We start from the raw sequence: 18,608 nt of genomic DNA on the forward strand, positions 1-18,608 counted from the left end.
AGTCATTTGGCGGAGAACGATGTGTATTTCTTACATCGCTCTCCGCCAATCTTTTTTATTCATACCTGTCTAATGCCTATTTTTTATTACTTTGTTCCGGCTTAGCCGGGACTAGATGAATTATAGATTACGTTTTTATCTCCGTTACCATACCTATTACGGACAGGATCTCTATCTGCTGGGGAATATACCTGCATTGGGGAATGAAGTGCCACATCAAGCACACCGTATGGAATGGCTTAATGAAAATTGGTGGTATACAGATATCCCTTTCACACCAGGAGAAACTTTTACCCTCCAATACCAATATATTTTAAGAGAGCTGGAAGATGCCATATATGAAGGAACGGTCAGGGAGTTTACTCTCCTACCAGGAGAGTACCGGGAAATTATTTTTACGGATACCTGGCAGGATGCTTCCGGCCCTGAAAGGGCCTTGCTCACTGCTCCTTTTTCCCGTGTTTTTTATAAAAGACCGGTAGCGGCGTTGGACAATCAGCTAACGGCCACGCATATATTCCGGATACAGGTGCCGCTGTTGGAAAGCCATAAAACCGTATGCCTTCTGGGCAGCCATTTACAGAACGGTAGTTGGAATATATTACAGCCGGTCTTGCTGCAATATGATAACCATGGCTGGTTTTCCGTTGCATTGGATCTTTCCGGCATTCCTATGCCGCTTTATTATAAGTATGGTATTTATGATCTGCAACAGCAGCAATTCGTACATTACGAAAACGGTGGTAACCGGGAAGTGCATACCGTTGCAGTGGCTAGCCGCCAGGTAGTTTTGCACGATGGGTTGTTCCGGAAGGAATATACCGCCTGGAAAGGCATTGGCGTAACCGTACCTGTATGTAGCTTGCGTAGTGAAGATAGCTTTGGCACCGGTGAGTTTGCCGACCTGCCCCGGTTGGCACAATGGGTGAAACAGAAAGGATGGCAGCTGATACAAGTACTGCCAGTAAACGATACCACTCAAACCAATACCTGGAAAGACGACACGCCTGTTTCTGCTTTTGCATTGCATCCGCAATACATCCGCCTGCAAGAGGTGGGAATACTGGCAGCCTCGCACCCGTTGCAAAAACAATTGGCCAGATTACGTCAATGGCTAAACGAAAAGGAAACGGTAGATTATGAAGCCGTGATGACTTTTAAGCAAGCTTACCTGAAAGCCCTGTACGAGCAGGAAGGAGAGAAATTGCAAACACGCGACTACTGGCAATGGTTTGCTTCCAATGAGCATTGGGTACTGCCCTATGCCATATATTGCTACCTGAGGGAGAAATTTGCTACAGGCGATTTTACCCAGTGGCCGGAATATAATTTATACGACTATACCGCTATTAATAAATTGGTGATAGCCGATGAAGCAGCGGCAGCAGCAGCACACTACCACTTCTTTGTACAATATCACCTGCACCGGCAATTACGATTGGCCGCGCAAAGTCTCCATGAGCAAGGCATAGCGCTGGAAGGGGCTGCTCCTGTTGGGATTGCCCGTTTTAGTGCGGATACCTGGATGCAGCCGGACGCGTACTATATGGACATGCAGGCGGGCGCCCCACCCGATAGCCTGGTTGCCGAAGGACAAAACTGGGGATTTCCTACCTATAATTGGCAACAGATGGCCAACGATGGGCTGGAATGGTGGCGGCAACGCTTGCGGCACATGTCTGTTTATTTTGATGCTGTCCGTATAGATTATTTGCCCGGTTTCTTCCGTATGTGGCAGATCCCTCGTAGTGCAATGCAAGGCATACTTGGTTATTTTCATCCAGCCGTTCCTGTTAGCCGTGAAGAACTATTGCAAAGAGGCATCGATTTTAATGAAGACCGGTATTGCCGTCCCTATATTACCGATACCATATTGGAAAATATATTTGGCAACTATGCCGGTATGATGAAGGATGAACTGCTGGAACCATTATCTGATGGGCGTTACAGGTTGCGGGAAGAGCTAGACTCGCAGCGTAAGGTATTTGAATCATCATTGCCAGAAGCGGTGAAAACGATACTGTATACCCTGATAGCAGATGTGTTGTTGATACCGGTAGCTGTGCATAACAGAACGTTGTACCATCCCCGTTACCACCTATATACTACCCGGTCATTTGCTGATTTATCTGCAGATATGCAGCAAAAAATGAAAGCTTTGTACCACGATTACTTTGTACGGCAGGAACATTGTTGGCATAAAGAAGCTATGCATAAGCTTCCTTTGCTGAAAAGGGCTTCCCATATGTTACTCTCCGGAGAAAACCTGGGTGAGGCGCCAGGTACGCCCGCTGTTACTGCTATGCCGGTACTGATCCGCGATATCATTCAAAGGTATCAACCGTCTCCGGATATGTGGCGCATCTTTCAGATACAGGATATTTTGGCGGCCGATGGTCATCACAGCCCACTCGCAGCTGAGGAAAACAAGAGCTATATCCCTGTTGTAGCGGCCCGCTACCGGCGTTACCGTATACCAGAGGTACCGTTGGACCAGGGCTAAAAATTCGTTTTTATCATAACGTATCGTAATTTACAGGAAAGGCATCTACATGAACCTGACACTATATCCTTTTGCGCTTAAATTCCGTTATACGTTCACGATTTCCCGCAAATCAAAAGATATACAGCCCTTGCTGGTGGTGAAGCTTGCCCAGCAGGGCCTCAGTGGCCTGGGTGAAACTGCGGATAACGCTTATTACCAGATGACGGTGCCCCGGCTGACGGAAGCCATTGAACAACACCGTGCATTTATTGAAAGCTATACTCTTACCACACCAGAAGTGTTTTGGCAAGATATGTATCCATTGCTGCAAGATAATTTGTTTGCCCTGTGCGCCCTGGATATAGCTGCCTGGGACCTTTATGCCAAACAACAACATAAAAAGCTATACGAAGTATGGGGGCTGGATATTTCCCATAACCCGCTTACCGATTACACAATTGGTATAGATACCATTGAACGGATGGTACGTAAGCTCAAGGAGTTTCCCTGGCCTATTTATAAGATCAAACTAGGCACCAGGGAAGATATTGCCATCATTACGGAACTGCGCAAGCATACCAATGCTGTTTTCCGGGTAGACGCCAATTGCGCCTGGGGAGTGGATGAAACCCTCCGCAATGCTATTGCCCTGAAAGCATTGGGTGTAGAGTTTATAGAACAACCTATGCCTGCTGATGATAAAGAAGGCATGAAGAAGGTATATGAACAGGTAGCGCTGCCTGTAATAGCAGATGAAAGCTGTATTGTAGAGCAAGATGTGGCACAGTGTATCGGCTACTTTCATGGTATCAACATAAAACTCACCAAATGCGGAGGGATTACTCCGGCTTTGCGTATGATTACCACCGCCCGGCGTGCAGGCATGAAGGTGATGACCGGCAGCATGAACGAAAGCATGGTAGGCACTTCTGCGGTAGCGCACTTATTGCCCCTGCTCGACTATGCAGACATGGACGGTCCGCTGCTGCTGGCAGAAGATACCGCCGATGGCATCAAAATAAATAATGGCCGTATTATTTATGCCGACCGGCCAGGTACTGGTGCAATACTACTTCATTGATACAGGCTGCTGCAGATCATATATCCGGAGTTCTCCGGATGTTTCCATCAGGGCCACATGCCCACGGGAAGGAACCGGTAGTACTGCACAGATAGCTGTTTCAGTAACGATCTGGTGGCTGTAAGTCATGGTATTTCCTTGCTGTAAGTATATTTGCCCTAAATTACCTCTGTAAGCCACAATAAATCCCCCTGTTATATACTTTACTGCAGTGCCTGGCCGGGCATCGTCTATTCTTTGCCATTGTGGTTCGCCTTTTAGGTGAGTACAGTTAATCCATACGATGCTGTTATCGGTAGCCGCCACCATGTTTAGGCTGCTACTGTTAGCATCTGCGCTGAACGATTGGATGGGGTCCATACCGAGAATAAGGCTCATCCTGCCATGAAGGTCGAGGCTATAAATATGATGTTGCACATACACATAGTATTTGTTATGCCAGTAAATGATTTCCTGGGGAGATGGTTCAAAGTAAGGATTCACCTGGAATAAGTCTCCATTCAGGATACAGGTTTTACTGCCTTCCAAGGCGCCTTCATAGGTATACCCGCTGAGTACCAGGGTATTGCTGGCTATGTGCAGGGTAATGATGTTTGTTTCAGTAAAGCAAGCGCCTACTAACTTTTCCGGTAGCCATTTACCTTCTCCGACAAGGATTTCGTGGTTGAAATCTTCTTGCCCGCTTTTGATTTTCAGTTTTTTGTTACGCAGGTCAAAAGACAAGGAGCTATGGATCAGCAGCCGGTTACTGTAACGGGCATCGCTGATGAGGGTAAACCTGGCACTGTCTGGCACACTGCCAGGCCATAGCGAGTATTCCCAACGGTTGATCAGGTTAAAACGCAACAGATATACGCCGTTACGTTTATTTCCAATAATCAGTGCCTGATTTTTTAATATGATGCCTGTTTTCCATTGTACATCTGCTGCAAACTTGAAATGGGCGGTAGGTTTATTGACGACCTGGGGTTTGGGCAGTTGATGGATGAACCGTTGCCAGTCGCCTTGCAACAGGTGGTCGCTGGGCTGAAACTCCTTTAGCTGGCGTAGTTGGCGATAGTTGCCGCCCAGCGATTGAGCGCCGATAATTTCATATGCAATGTCCTGTATGAGGAGGGTAATATTTTCTTCCGGGTGTTGACTGATGATATAGCGCAGTACTTCCAGAAAATTATTTTCCAATGCTTCTGGCAGGTGTTTTTGATAAACCGTTTGCAGGTCTGTTGCCAGTTGATCGGACAGCTGGAAGTAGTGGCGGAGGCAATCGTTGGCTTGTATTTGCAGGTTCCAGCCATCAAGCAGGTGTTTGCGGGCGGCAGCGGTATCGTTCAGTTTGTGCTGCAGTATTTTAGCGGCCAGGAGTATGTTATGATTGTTCAGGGCTGTTTGTACGGTTTTATTATAGAGCGGCATCGCTATTTCCGGCTGATTGATCTGTAGGTATAGGTCTGCTGCTTTTTCATATTGCTGTAGCAGGATGTACATATCAATGGCTTCCAGCAATAGGCCGCCTTTTTCCAGGCAGGCTGCTGCGGTAGCCGGATTGTTGAGATGTTGCTGATACAGGATAGCCGCTTCCCGGTAGTAGCCGCCTTGCTCCAGTACATTGGCGGCAGCGGCGAAGTTGCCTAACAGATGCGCATATATGTAAGCCGCTTTGTGATATTCACCAGCCTCCAGTGCTGCTTGTGCTAACTTTTCATAGTTTTGGGTAAGATGGGCGTTGTACCCGTAAGTATCCCAGACATCCACTGCTTTTCCACCTCCCAGGCCATTCAGGCTGAACCTGGGAGCACGTTCCTGCAGAGCGTCGCTTTGTTGCAAAGAAACGCCTCTACTGGCATAAGGGCTGTTTAACGGGATCGCATATCTTAATGCTGTATCTGCATCTTCTTCAAACATACGAAGTAACTTTTCCAATTCGCTTTTTCTTTTTTGCTCCAGTTCTTTAGGGGATTTTCCAGGAGGTATTTTCTGGGCGCCTTTTAAGAGCCGGGAGAGGTGGTTTAATAGTTGGTTAAAAAAGGAGCCTTCAGGTTTAGCTTTATTCGTTTCCGTTAATGCTGATAAAGGCTCGCTACCAATAATGCTGCTTATAGCGGCGAAGAAGTCCTCCGGATTGCTCTCTAGGCGGATGCTGCGTAACTTACTGGGTGGTTGCAGCCCGTTGCGGGCGTATTCCCAGTCACGTTCACGGGAAGGTGTATAAGACAGCAGATCGTTTACAGTGATTATATCCGCTTCTTCAAACCCAATAAATCCCAGGGTAGGGTGGAAGAGCTGCCAGGTCCATATCAATAGCGCTGATAGTTCACTGGCACTAACAGCGGGTGTTAGTTGAGCGGTAGCAGGAATAAATAATTTGCCGTTGATAGCCTGGTAAGGAAATCTGATCGTCGTAATATCCGGTTGCGATAAAACCGGAAAAATAACGAATAGGCCTGCTGGTAACACGGATTGCTTATTGGCGGGTATTGCCAATGCTTTGAGCTGGTTTAGTGGAAGCCCCCACCGGTTCATTTCCTGTAGCCAGGCGTAATGGTCTGTTCCTGGTATAAACGCTCCAGCAATAGACACTGGAGGTTGCTCTCTATATTGTATGCTGAGCGTTAATTTCATTTCAGTTTTTCGATGTATGGTTCAATGTAGTGATGGTAAAATGTAGTAGGCGGAATTACACGTGCCTCCTTGTTATGAATGAAGTATTGATTGCCGCAAACGGTATGATCCGATGCCCAGGCAGCCAGCGGAGTTTGTATAACAGTAATAATGGTTACTTCTGGCAGTTCATGGTAATGGCATTGCAGGTGCAGCAAGCCCCTGGAATCAGCGGTTATGGTTACGCCGTTGGCGTATTTATATTGTGTAAATATCACATGCGGATTATCAGGATGTTGTACTGTTTCTTGTGTTACGGTAATATCCTTTTTTTCAGTGATCTGGGAGAGGCCCAGCCAGAGCTGTTCTTCATTCAGTTGCAGTGGCCTGCTGCCCATATATAGTTGTGCTTTGTGATTGATAAAAATGTTTTGCAGTACTAGTGTGCTATAGCTATTGTTGATAAACCGGAAGAGGTTTGCCAGTTGTTGTTTGGATTTCTGTTGTTGTTGGGTGGCCAGTTCGCTGATAAGTTGGCTATTCATTGCTATACCTGTTTTACCGGTGAGCGCGGAAACGGCACATTCCCCACCGTTATAACGGATATGGAAGTAGTGATCCTGGTATGCTATTTCCTGTATTCTGGCCGGGGCAGCAGTGGAGAACTTATCATGAACGCCCTTTGATACCTGGAAGGTATGTATATACAGCATCGACGCTGTTGCTTCATGTACCAGTATGGAAACGGTGTCTTTCTCCACCCCGAAACAGTAGCTGCCTTTTTCGATTACAATACTTAGTTCAATAGCTCCCTGTGCTTTTTCTGGCCAATAAAGTACCCTGAGGTCGGAGGTGATACAGAGCGCTGAGCCAGGCCGCGATAGGCTGGCGGCTGTATAAAAATTCCGGTTTGCTAACCGTTTTAACCGCAATGCAGGTACGCGTAAAGGATAGGAGGATTGCAGGATAAAAGCAGGCACTTTGCCGGTAAAAGCATTTTTTACCGGATTTTTTCCTTGTACTGGCACCGACAATAATTCTTCCAGTGGGAGTAGGGCTGAGCTGCGCAGGTATTTTTGTCCGCGGCGGTATTCATAAAAGTTGAATTGTCCGTTGCGGTGAACCGTTATCAGATAATGCAACCGGTATTGCAGGCGTGCCAGGGTTTGTTGGAAAGATGGTTGCCGCATCACATCTTCCGAGGTGATGAGGAAACAGTCAGCCTTTTCGGGGTCTTCCTGTTGCAGTGCTTTTTCCAGGGCCTGGGCGCTATGGAGATGATGATCCAACACAGTGAGTGCCTGGATAATGCCGTTTACGCTGTTCAGGTCTGCCGGTATGGGAGTAGTGCCACTCAGGGTATATGCCTTAACAGGGATATGAGCTGCTGGCTGCTGGCTGCTGGCCAACGCTGCCGAGAGGGCAAATATGCGGGGGGCGCCCCACATTTTCAGGGAGGCGTCTGTTAATATTACCCTATACTTATCCGGTTGGGCAGGCAACGTTTCCCGCCGGTAATACAGGGCTTCCTGGTGGGCAATCCTGGCTGTCAGGATGGCGTCTTCTTGGGCCAGTTCACTAATCAGGAGGTGGTCGTAATTACCTTTATTGATGATGTCTGTAATGCCACCCAGGGGTTGATCACCGCGATGGATGGTATGTAGTGGTAGTTGCAGGGCAGACAGCAGGCGTTGTGCCAGCCGCCCTATACCTACCGTTTGTGGATGGTTGTATAATTGGGTGAACAGGTGCTGTTCGGTAAATGCCGGTAGTTTTTCCGGTTGTAGTATCGGCAGTTGCTCCAGGTTGGTACGCAGTTTCATTTCCAGGAAACGGCTGTTGGTTACTTGTCTGGCGGCAGCTATGAGGTATTGCAGATCTACGTTGAGCTGTTCATCTTTCTGTTTGTTGCCTGTAAATACCTGTGGGTAGAAAAAATGAAGTATCCTGTCGGCTTCGTCGCTGTTCACTACGGGAGTCACTCCTTCAAACAGGGTATTGATCAGCAGGGCCCTTTTTTTTCCGCTTCGTAGCTCTTTGGGTAACTGTTGGATGATTTCCAGCAGGCGGTTAATATGGAATAAACTGATCTTAAGATGTGCATGTAATTGTTGGTTAGTTGTTTTTTCGCCATGGGCGCGCAGTAGCGCGATCGTTTTGGTAAGATAACTCCTGTCGTCTTTACAACCGCAGAGTATTACGAGTATGCTTCCCAGTGAGGGCCAGCCCTGTGGGGCCAGCGTTGAGAGGATATCTTGTAGTTCTCCGGTATAGCATATGGTGAAGGTATCGGTAAGGTCTATCACATCGCCTTTATCCATCCACTGCCAGAAGTAATCGGGAGGGGTGCTGAAATAGGCAGACATATTATCCATTGTCTAGTTCTTTTTGGGTGAGTCTGATGGCGCTTCTACTGGCCGTTACAAAGGCGGTTTGAGGAATCCGTTCCCAGGCGCCGGTAGTATCAAAGAGCAGAAGGTCTTGCCCGGCAGGGTTGAGGTGGGCCGACACTATCGGAGCAATACCGGCAGGATCAAAACTATAACCGGCTGGTAGCAGCAGTTGGTGTTGTAGTATGTACTCCTTTCCGGGGATGGGTGGCAATGGATGCCCGATGATCAATACTTTATGGTCGGCGGCGGCGGCAAACGACAATGCTTTCAGCCGGGCCTCAGCCGCAGTGGTGCCATAGTTATACCAGGTTTGCCAGGTGGTTAGCAAGGCATAACTGCTTTGCGGCTGCAGGCAAGGTTGCAGTCGCAAGGGCAGGCAGTTGGGTAGTGCCGCCGGCATAGCGGATATGGGTAGCGTAATCGGCAATAGTTCGGGCAAGGGTTTCCAGCTCAGTTGTTTCAGGGTATTCACCGGGGTAAGGCCATTTAGGGGAAAGAGCCGGTTTTCTTTGTCCAACAGGTAAGTATGCATAGCGGGTAGCTGTTGGATCAGTGGGTCGGGTTTTTCCGGCCAGGGAATGCCCCTCAGCCAGAGCTGCTGGTCGTCCAGGGCTGCGCATAAGCCAGGCAGGTGACGTACGGTACCCAGAACAGCATAATTTTCCGCCTGCAATAATAAAATCATTTCTGTTTTTTTACCGCTCATTTTCCTGCAGTATTTTTTTCCATAATTGGTCTACTGGTTGCATTACGAACTGGCGTTGATCAGGGTTGGCAATCCATTCACAACGGCCGTTCAGGTAACGCAGCCGGTCTTTAATAGCTGCTTTATCGGCCTCACTGCTTTCGGGATTGTCCCAGCGGAATAGCATTTGGGTGAGCTCTGCATATAGTTCATCGGCGTCTGGCACACTGTTGATCCTGGCGCGTGGATGTTGGGCGGTAATTTCGTTATCGGTAGTGATAGCGGCGTTTACAATGCCGGAGATGATTTCCCTTTGTTCGGTGGTATCCCAGATGTATCTGAGCACCCACATATCGGAAGGTATGGCTACCATACGCTTGCACAGCAGGGCGCTGGCGGCGATAACACGTTGTAGTTTTACAGCCCTTCTGTCGGAGAGTTTAAGCCCTGCATTGCGTAATTGTTGTATCAACGCAATATAGATTGGGCGGATATGGTCAAGGTTTACCTGGTGGGTGAGCTGTTGCAGGTGTTGTACTTCTTCAGTGCTGATGCCTGCATGGCTGGCAATGGGCTGTTCCAGTTTCCATCCTGCCAACAGTACTTCCTGTAGATGTGCAGGGTCTGTGTTTTCGCAGGTTGCACGTAAAAGAAAGCGGTCGTATAGTGCTTGCAGCGCTTCTTCTTCCGGAAGATGGTTGCTGGCGCCTACTATCATAAGGGCGGGCAGGGGACGGGTTTCCTTGCCACGGCGAAAAATCCTTTCATTGAGTACCATCAGCAGGCTATTCAGGATAGCGCTGTTGGCGTTCAATAGTTCGTCGAGAAAAATAAAGGAGGCTTCCGGCAGCATGCCTTCTGTATTAGTGAGTAACTCGCCTTCCCGCAGTTTACGGATGTCGAACGGGCCAAATAATTCGTTAGGCTCTGTAAAGCGGGTGAGCAGGTATTCGAAGGTTTTTCCGTCTAACTGGTTGGCAAGTCCGCGTACCAGCGCACTTTTAGCCGTACCGGGAGGTCCTAGTAGGAACAGGTTTTCCCTGCTGGCCAGGCAGATGCCCATCAGGTCTATGATATCATCTTTGCTAACAAACACAGTTTTTAGGTGCTGTAAGATAACATGCAGCTTGTCTACCAGTGCTAACTCTTTCATGCGTAAAGTTTATAGGCGACGGTGGAATGGCGGTGCCGTCGGCTGTTATGATTAATTCGTTGTGTTTTTATATTCCGGCCAGAGCATGTTGGCATAATTGCCCAGGGAAGTATTGACGGTAGCCAGTACTGCTGGGATATTACATCTGCCCTGATCCCGGGATGCAATGATCCTGTCGGCATATGCCTGCAACAAAGATGGTGAAGCGATAATCATATCCGTATTACCGGTAGCTGGCAAATTCATGCCGGTGGAGGAAAAGGGCCATAGGGCTGCAGTTTTCCGGATATATTGTACCAGGGGGTCGTCTGGCGATAGTCCTTTGCTGAGGTGAAGCAGGTCTGGAAGGTATCTCAGGCACAGATCAGCGCTGTAGATACTGCTATCGGTAATATCGGCCGTGTAAGGTTGCATCCACTGGATAATAGCTTCCAGTCCCGATTCCCGTAATAGTGCCAGCTGTACAGTTCTATATACATACTGTGCAGCCCATAGGGCGGCGTCGGCGTTAAATATTGGTGCGGCGCCTGGCATTTCCAGTATATCATTATCATAGTATTCCTGTAATACAGTGGTGGTTTCCTTCAGCTCTCCGGGTGTGAACGGAACGAACTGATTTACCACTGCCACCTGTCCTTCACGTACAAGATGGTTAATAAACACAGATAGTTTCATAGGTCAGCATTTAGCCTTATGGTCAGGCAAAAAGCAAGGGATTCTTTCAACAACAAAGTAATAAAAAAAGCGGAGTCATCATATTAATATATTAATCTTCTACTTTCCAGGTTTGCACCAGGAAAACATAATCTTCAATAGCACCTGTAGCTACAATGGTTTTTCCGGCCAATGGCATTAAGGGATTCGGCATAAATGGATTGGCACTGGAGGGCCGTATCAGGTATTCGCCCTGATCTGTTACCAGGAAAACGCCGAGGTGCTCACTTTTGCTATGCCGGCCAAAGGTGCGCAATACCAGGCGTCCGGTGAGTGTAATAAAAGGGCTGTTTTTTGCCCCGTTGTTATTATCTGCTGACGTATTCACGATATCCCAGTATTTGGTTATTTTTTTCTTTCACGACAATGACTTTTGTTAAGGGAATTTCTCCATGGGAGATGGATTCCGAAAATACGTGAAATTTTACAGATGACCTGGAAGGAGGTCCCTGTTCTTGGTAGGTGGCTTTATTTTTTTTATTCACAAATACCTTAGGTATCCTTTTTTGGGCAAATTTTCTTTCATCCAGGAGTTGATGTATGGCAACGTGAAGTTCGGAGTTGATGTTATAGGTATCTTCTGAGGGATGCGGAACTGAGATGAAATCGTCTAACATTTTGCCCCGGGCCTCCAGGTTATCGCGCCTGTTTTGCAAGGTGTTCACAAAAGGCATTTTTTCACTGGTAGCGCTAGGGTCCTGGGTATTCACCACCGGCTGCCATGAGGGATCTCCGAGCAGGTAGAATTGGGCGGCTGTTTTTAGTTCGTAGGGGTCTAAAGTAGGGCCCATCTCATTTAGGAAGCGTTGCCGGGCTTCCAGCAATGCCCTGCCGGTAGAGGCGCCATTCAGCACGTTGATTATAAAATATTGGGTGAGCAGATCGGCCAGGCCTTGCCCAGTAGGTGGACCATAAGCAATATTGGAGCTGCCTATAAAGCAGAGGGCATGGTTTAACAGATAACTGTTGGCAATACTCATCCTTCTCCCGCTGTTCTTCTGCGGATCAAATAATTGACCGCCATAACAACATTCTGCCGCAACAAGGGTGCCGGGCGTAATTTTATTGTTGATTACGTCCGATCTCAGGGCTAGTGGAAAATCAGTCGCTTTTTGCCCGTAAAAACCGGGGTTATAAATAGCGCCATGGCAGTTGATGAAATGTGTTTTGGGTTGCAGTTGTTCGGCGGTCCAGTTACTGCCGGTGAGTGTGTCATCGCCTGGAAATACCTGCAAAGCATGGTGGTTGCCAAAAATATGTTGTAGGCTATTTTGGGTAGAATCTTGCCAGTCGTATGTGCTGATGGAAAAGTAAGGCAGGTATTCCGATGGTGGCGCAGGGCTGGCTGCTATAATATTGGAAATCAGCGTGTGCAAATAGCTGGCATCGGCTACTCCTGGGATGTCTGGCAGACGGCCTACTACCCTGGTAGGCGAAATAAATTTACCGGGATCAGTATCATAAGGAGCATCGCAGGCATAGGGAAGATCACTGGGAATGTAAGTATCCGGATCATTATCACCCGGTAACAGATTTTTTAACCGCTGGAAAGGGATGATATCCTGTGAGCCCAGCAGCAGGAGATAACCGGGAATATAGTAGCGATAAAGGTCATCAATAGCTTTTTTTTGTTGTGCTTCATCAGCTGCATCTGTTACCACTGCAGCCCCACAGGCTTGCATCTGCGTGGCGTCATCTATAAAAATGACGTGAGTGTCAAGTTGTCTGCCGTTATCGTGTGCCTGCAATTGGTGGAGAGCATTCAATATGAGCTGGATACTGTCTCCATACTTTCCTTGCAGCGCGGTTTTATTGGTAACAATGAGTTTCGTAGTTAGCATATGTGTATTGGGGGAAGCCATTTTTTCCATATTGTGGCGTCAAATGTATTGAAATAAAATTATCATTCCATTACGCAACGTATTTGCATAGTGAAAAGGTGAGCGGTATTTTCCGGCTGTTTATTGCATAGGAGGTTCCTGCTGTTGCCGGTCTTGTATCGTATATCCGTACTATGAGTGAATATATGTAAAATTTGTTAGGAGCATCATCGCTATTCGATGGTGGGTTGCATGCGTTGGTAAGGCAGGATGACTAATGATGGCGATGAACAGTAGGTAATGATTGTTAATTACGACGGATACATTTTGTAGTTTGTCACTTTTTTGTTTACTTAGCTGTCAATCACTAACAGTTATTATTACTAATAATTGTCAGGAGCTGGCTGCTAGCGACAATAATAAGCTGTATTAACCCTTAACCATTATCCTCATGAGTAAATCCAATAACCCTGTTCGTAAAGAAGACCCACCTTCCTGGGGAAGTGTAATTGCCGGGTTGCTGCTGGGTATAGCAGGTATTACATTGATATTTTACCGTTATAAACAGTTCTATCGCAGTACTGGCGATGAAAGCAGTCATATCACCAAAATCGAAATGCTGATTTATAAGGTAACGGGAGGAAACGTATGGGTGCTGATCACAGCCTATGCTATTATCGCATTGATTGGCCTTTACCTGGCCATCAGCAACTTCAATAAGCTAAGGTCAAAATAATACCATCTTCCTAAAAATTTCCCCATGAACAACCTTACGGAGTTGAAAGCCATATTGCTGAATATACATGAGAAGGATAAACAACAGATCATTCACGCCCTGATTACGGTAGAAGTGTGTATCATCCCGGTGTCTGGATTAATTGCCTACAGCATTTTTGTAGGTAAAAGCCATGAAACTCCAATGGAAGTATTGTTTATCCTGCTTTTGTTGCCCATAATGGTGCTGGTTCCTTATCTTTTTATGCTGATACAAGTAAAGCGGCGGCCCCGGAAGATCAGTGATTTTGTATACCGTCTGGAAAGAGGAGAGACGGTACATAACATTGATACTTATACGGATTATAAGCTGATGTTGCCATTCCGTATTATTCGGTTGCGCCTGTTTCCGATGGAGTATGGCCATGTTTGTATGGGCAATGGTCGCGCAATGTATAAGCTCCCTCTATCTGCCGAAAATGTGCAATCTTTTAAATCATTGGTTAGCCAGCCATTTACCAAGGGTGTGGTAAGTTTAGGTAGCAGTGCTAACTGGTCTTCTAACTGATAATAATATTTTTATGAAAACGATAAACGAACTGGATGCTTTTCTGGAGCAGCAGCTGCAACCAACATTGCATGAAATGGAGCAGCAACGTGTTGCCGCCCGTAACTGGGCGAGAGGTATATGGATAGTTTGCCTGATCCCCTTTGCTATATTGATGTTTTTGGTAGTCAGATTTTATAAACAGCCCCCTGTGGGAGTTCCGATAGGGCCAGGGCGGCAATTCCTGTTAATAGGAGGAATGGTTATGGCGTTTGCACTCGGAGGGTACTGCATTAGCTATTTTATGATGAAACGGAGAAGCGCTGCCGGAGGCAGTCAACAAGATTTTAAGAACAGGATTGTGAAGCCCCTGATCGGTTTTATTAACCCCGACTTCCATTATCAGCCTTCCAGCCATGCCAGCTACGAAGAGTTTATGGAGAGTGGCTTGTTTGCGCCGAAAGATTACCGGGTAAGCGGTAACGACCAGGTATATGGAAAAAATGGGGATATGCATTTCCAGTGCTGCGACTTATCGGTTGCCCACCTACCCCTGGCAACAGTGCGGGGTGAGGTGGCAGACACTATTTTTTGTGGCAGTTATTTTATTGGACAATTCCCCCGTTATTTCAGTACGCCCGTCTACATATTATCGCGTAGCAATAGTTGGTTCAGTTCTTCGGCTGCCGACAACAGCTATATCCAAACCTGGAACCTTGGACAAAAAGTATTGCCATCCGATCCTGCTTTCAATAAAATGTTTGTGGCTTATTCACCGGATACAAGTGAGGCGACCCAATTGTTAACTTCTTTATTGATGGAGCAACTGGTTCACTTACAGGAGCGTATGAAGGCCAGCCTATTTATTTCTTTCCGTAATAATCGTGTGTACGCGGGAATTGGCCATGGTAAGGATTATTTTGAAACCACGTTGCATCAATCCCTGAATAACCGCCAGATGCTCCGGGATTTTTACCTTGATTTCTTATCCTTGTTACAAATATCAGAAGGGTTAAAGGGTAATCATAGTATTTGGACCGCTCAGGATTTGTAAATATGTTTATTGTGATTAAGTAGGTTTCCTATCTTTTTATTCTATACTTTACTATGAAGTATAAACTTCTTTAAGTTGCCTGTAGTAGATGTTTTAGTGATGTTAGTTATAGGTTTTATTTAATTGTTCGTATTTTTTTTACCATGAAAACTATGTATAGGTTTTCGCCGTATCTTTATCATCTCTCCGGTTATCAGGATCTTGAAAAGCGTATAGGCATCATCCTGGTAAGTGCCAAAAAAGAATTGTAATTGTTAACCTTTTTTTGAAAAACCTGATACCATTCGATGACCCTGTCAGCATTAATTACATTTGGTTCGTCATGGCAAGCTGTTATCAGCATAGCAGCGGACATAGCTAAAGCATACCACCACCACCAGTATACGCCTGCGCATTTATTGCGCGCCTGCCTGCATCGGGAAACCGGGCTGGTAGAAAAATTGCACCAAATGGAACTGGATGTATATTATCTGGAAGAATGGGCGGACGTGCGGTTGGAGGGCATGAACAAAGTTTCCCGTTTGCCGGACGATCCGGAGCCGGATAACGCAGCGGCAGCCGTATTAAGTGAAGCCGTGTGTGTGGCAGAAGAACGGGAACTAAAAACAGTGAACGCAATGTGTTTGTTGATTGCTTTATGCACGCCGGGTATAGGCTTTACTGATGAACAATTAAAAACGTTTCCATTTACCCGTGAGCAATTGACGGGTATGGACAGAACGGCAAAACACTTAATCGATCCCGTTACTGGTATCGGTGATATGTTGACTACTGTATCCAAATACCTACACCGTATAACAGATCAATTGGGTTTAGCAAGCGGTTATCCGGTGGTAGGGCGCGATGGGGAAATCCGTAGTATCATGGAAGTGTTGATACGGAAAAACCGCCCTAATGTATTGATTATTGGAGAAGTAGGCACTGGGAAAACCGCTGTAGTAAATGGTTTGGCAAAAGCTATCGTAAATGGGCAAGTGCCTTCGCCCTTGCAGTTGTCTGATATTTATTTGTTGAATTATAGTGCTTTTATAGCAGGGGCCACCTATAGCAATGAGCTGGGAGACAGGCTATTGCAGATCATGCAACAACTGAAGCAAATGGGTAGGCATATACTATTTATTGATGACCTACATCGTCTGTTAGGTAAATCAACTAACAGCGGTATGGCTAATGTACTGAAAGCAGCCTTGGAAAGCGAGGAGGTTATTTTATTGGCTACTACCATCCCAGAAGGCTTCCATAAGCTGATAGAACCAGATATAACGCTCCGTCACCGTTTTGAAACAATATTGCTGCAGGAACCGGATGAAGCTCTGGCAACCCATATGATAGCGGCCGCAGCACCGGTATATGAACGTTTTTACCAATTGAAAATTCTGCCGGAGAGCATACAGGCTGCGATCCGTTTATCACGGCGTTATCTCCTGGAAAGGTGTTTGCCAGATAGCGCTATTAACTTATTGGATAGCACTTTGTCGGCTATACGTGCTATGCAGGATACCACCATGGGGCTATACACCAGCTTGCAGGAAGAATTGTTGCTGCTGAATGAAAAGGAGTTTTTACAAGTAGAAGAGTTGGAGTGGTTTTACCGCCAGGCAATAGCGCGTATGGGCGCTTTGTTGTTGGCCCGCCTGGCTGCACTACCGTTGGTGATAGAAAATGGCAGTATAGCAGCATGGCAATACTGTTTGCTCCAGTTATTGGAACAATTGGGTGCCATAGCCGCCGAAAGACAAGTGGCTGTTACACCGGTTGATCTGAGTACGATGGTTGCCACCATCACAGGTATTCCTTTGGGGAGAGTGCAATCCGGAGAACGGGAACGGCTCCTGAATATGGAAATGCAGCTACGTAAACGGGTAGTAGGGCAAGATCATGCCTTGAAGGTAGTAACAGATGCCATCCTGGAATCGAGGTTGGGCCTTGGTAAGGCCGGGCAACCGGTAGGCTCCTTCTTTTTCCTTGGTCCTACGGGTACGGGGAAAACGGAATTGGCCAAATCACTGGCCGATTTCTTGTTTCAGGACGAACGTAGCATGATCCGGTTTGATATGTCGGAGTTTAAAGAAGAGCATGCCATTGCCTTGTTATACGGTGCGCCTCCGGGATATGTAGGCTATGAAGCAGGAGGTTTGCTGGTCAACAAAATCCGGCAGCAACCATATGCTGTAGTATTGTTTGATGAAATTGAAAAAGCACATCCGTCGGTATTCGATATTTTTCTGCAGATCATGGATGAAGGCAAGTTACATGACCGCTTAGGTAAAACGGGCGACTTTTCCAATGCACTCATCTTGTTTACATCTAATATTGGCAGCAACATGGTGGCCAAGGCTTTTCAGCAGGGAATGGTTCCGGCACCGCAACAGCTGATGGAGCTAATGTCGCACCACTTCCGGCCCGAATTCCTGGGCCGGCTAACCGAAATAGTTCCTTTTAGCCCTATTCAGCCCGGCAACGTGGAAAAAATATTTGATATTCACCTGCAGCATTTGTTGTATACCCTGCAACAGCAACAGATCAGCCTGGAGGTAACATCATCGGCTAAACGATATTTGTCGCAGATGGGATATTCCCCACAATATGGCGCCCGCCCACTGCGGGAAGTGATCCGTGGCCAGTTGAGAAGGCCCTTATCGCGTTTCCTCATTGAAGGGGTATTGCAAAAAAATATGAAAGTAACCTTGGATATACAACAAGAAGGATTAAACTGGAAGATCAGCAGCGGATAAAATGAGGCTGTCTTAAAAGTGATTTGATGGGTATGAGAATCATTTAAACGAAAAATCTCTCCATCAGGTACCCGGATAAAACCCCTCATTTAAACAGACCGTTCATAATTGTACGCTCTATACATTTCAAAATTGAAAAACCTGTTATTACAATGAACAACAACTACGGAATTGGTGGCACAGAAGTAAAGCCAGACGCCAACGAAGCCATTGCAGAAATCTCGCATAACCGTACTTTGTTTGCAGAGAAGTTAACCCAGCAGACGCCTGTTAGGCCGGAAATAGTGGAAGGGCTCACCACTGTGGAAGCTGTTTTTGAGCATTTTAAGCCAGCAATGAATGTTGATTTCCATGATGCAGAGGGCCATCCCGTGCCAGAGAAATTACAGTTTCATCACCTGGGCGATTTTGGTGTGAAAGGAATTACTGGTCAAAGCGCCTTCCTGAATGATCTGGCTACAGAAAAAGAACAGTATCTGAAAATGATGAAGCAATTGAAAACGAATAAGATCCTGAAATCTGCGTTGGCAGATCCTGATGCCCGCCAGGCATTGCTGGGCGCTATCAGGGGCATGATAAATGATCTGAATACTAAATAATTAACAGTTCCCTACAGGGAATATAACCTC

The 18,608-nt window shown here is 46.6% G+C and carries 14 protein-coding genes; 7 read left to right on the plus strand and 7 right to left on the minus strand.

Translation table 11 applies throughout. The features are described from left to right. Window positions 1-115: 115 nt before the first annotated feature. Window positions 116-2,503 carry a 4-alpha-glucanotransferase gene (locus tag ACDQ55_RS10960; protein WP_420981430.1) on the plus strand — a complete coding sequence of 796 codons (2,388 nt, stop codon included), beginning with the start codon at window positions 116-118 and terminating at the stop codon, window positions 2,501-2,503. Window positions 2,504-2,552: 49 nt separating this feature from the next. Continuing rightward, window positions 2,553-3,566 (plus strand): mandelate racemase/muconate lactonizing enzyme family protein, encoded by a 1,014-nt coding sequence (locus tag ACDQ55_RS10965; RefSeq protein WP_420981431.1) that lies wholly within the window; start codon window positions 2,553-2,555, stop codon window positions 3,564-3,566. On the opposite strand, the gene ACDQ55_RS10970 is transcribed toward ACDQ55_RS10965, so the two are convergent. The 7 genes from ACDQ55_RS10970 to ACDQ55_RS11000 form a co-directional block, all read right to left on the minus strand. After that, window positions 3,555-6,185 (minus strand): hypothetical protein, encoded by a 2,631-nt coding sequence (locus tag ACDQ55_RS10970; protein WP_420981432.1) that lies wholly within the window; start codon window positions 6,183-6,185, stop codon window positions 3,555-3,557. The two genes, ACDQ55_RS10965 and ACDQ55_RS10970, sit on opposite strands and share 12 nt — an antisense overlap. After that, the gene (locus tag ACDQ55_RS10975; protein WP_420981433.1) at window positions 6,182-8,539 is read right to left on the minus strand and encodes a hypothetical protein; all 2,358 of its coding nucleotides are present in this window, start codon (window positions 8,537-8,539) and stop codon (window positions 6,182-6,184) included. The genes ACDQ55_RS10970 and ACDQ55_RS10975 overlap by 4 nt, the downstream gene beginning before the upstream one ends. After that, window positions 8,532-9,263, minus strand: coding sequence for a hypothetical protein (locus ACDQ55_RS10980; RefSeq protein ID WP_420981434.1), 732 nt, complete (start codon window positions 9,261-9,263; stop codon window positions 8,532-8,534). The genes ACDQ55_RS10975 and ACDQ55_RS10980 overlap by 8 nt, the downstream gene beginning before the upstream one ends. After that, window positions 9,253-10,395, minus strand: a complete 1,143-nt coding sequence (locus tag ACDQ55_RS10985; protein WP_420981435.1) for an AAA family ATPase — start codon at window positions 10,393-10,395, stop codon at window positions 9,253-9,255. Before ACDQ55_RS10985 ends, ACDQ55_RS10980 begins: the two co-directional genes overlap by 11 nt. 51 nt (window positions 10,396-10,446) lie before the next feature. Beyond that, a complete protein-coding gene (locus ACDQ55_RS10990; protein ID WP_420981436.1) occupies window positions 10,447-11,070 on the minus strand; it encodes a hypothetical protein in 624 nt (207 codons plus the stop codon). 91 nt (window positions 11,071-11,161) lie between these two features. Beyond that, window positions 11,162-11,437 carry a hypothetical protein gene (locus tag ACDQ55_RS10995; RefSeq protein WP_420981437.1) on the minus strand — a complete coding sequence of 92 codons (276 nt, stop codon included), beginning with the start codon at window positions 11,435-11,437 and terminating at the stop codon, window positions 11,162-11,164. Continuing rightward, window positions 11,418-12,950 carry a C25 family cysteine peptidase gene (locus ACDQ55_RS11000; RefSeq protein ID WP_420981438.1) on the minus strand — a complete coding sequence of 511 codons (1,533 nt, stop codon included), beginning with the start codon at window positions 12,948-12,950 and terminating at the stop codon, window positions 11,418-11,420. The genes ACDQ55_RS10995 and ACDQ55_RS11000 overlap by 20 nt, the downstream gene beginning before the upstream one ends. 430 nt (window positions 12,951-13,380) lie before the next feature. On the opposite strand from ACDQ55_RS11000, the gene ACDQ55_RS11005 reads away from it, so the two are divergent. From ACDQ55_RS11005 to ACDQ55_RS11025, 5 genes are all read left to right on the plus strand, one after another. After that, on the plus strand, window positions 13,381-13,665 hold the full coding sequence (locus ACDQ55_RS11005; protein ID WP_420981439.1) for a hypothetical protein: 285 nt from the start codon (window positions 13,381-13,383) through the stop codon (window positions 13,663-13,665). Window positions 13,666-13,689: 24 nt separating this feature from the next. After that, window positions 13,690-14,211 carry a hypothetical protein gene (locus ACDQ55_RS11010; protein WP_420981440.1) on the plus strand — a complete coding sequence of 174 codons (522 nt, stop codon included), beginning with the start codon at window positions 13,690-13,692 and terminating at the stop codon, window positions 14,209-14,211. A 13-nt stretch (window positions 14,212-14,224) separates the two neighbouring features. Continuing rightward, entirely contained in the window at window positions 14,225-15,244 is a 1,020-nt protein-coding gene (locus tag ACDQ55_RS11015; protein WP_420981441.1) for a DUF3137 domain-containing protein, read from the plus strand. A 287-nt stretch (window positions 15,245-15,531) separates the two neighbouring features. Beyond that, window positions 15,532-17,979: an AAA family ATPase gene (locus tag ACDQ55_RS11020; protein WP_420981442.1), complete on the plus strand. Its 2,448-nt coding sequence runs from the start codon at window positions 15,532-15,534 to the stop codon at window positions 17,977-17,979. Window positions 17,980-18,131: 152 nt separating this feature from the next. Further along, entirely contained in the window at window positions 18,132-18,578 is a 447-nt protein-coding gene (locus ACDQ55_RS11025; protein ID WP_420981443.1) for a hypothetical protein, read from the plus strand. Window positions 18,579-18,608: the final 30 nt, after the last annotated feature.

The sequence above is a fragment of the Chitinophaga sp. 30R24 genome (genome assembly GCF_049056765.1).
Taxonomy (GTDB): Bacteria; Bacteroidota; Bacteroidia; order Chitinophagales; family Chitinophagaceae; genus Chitinophaga.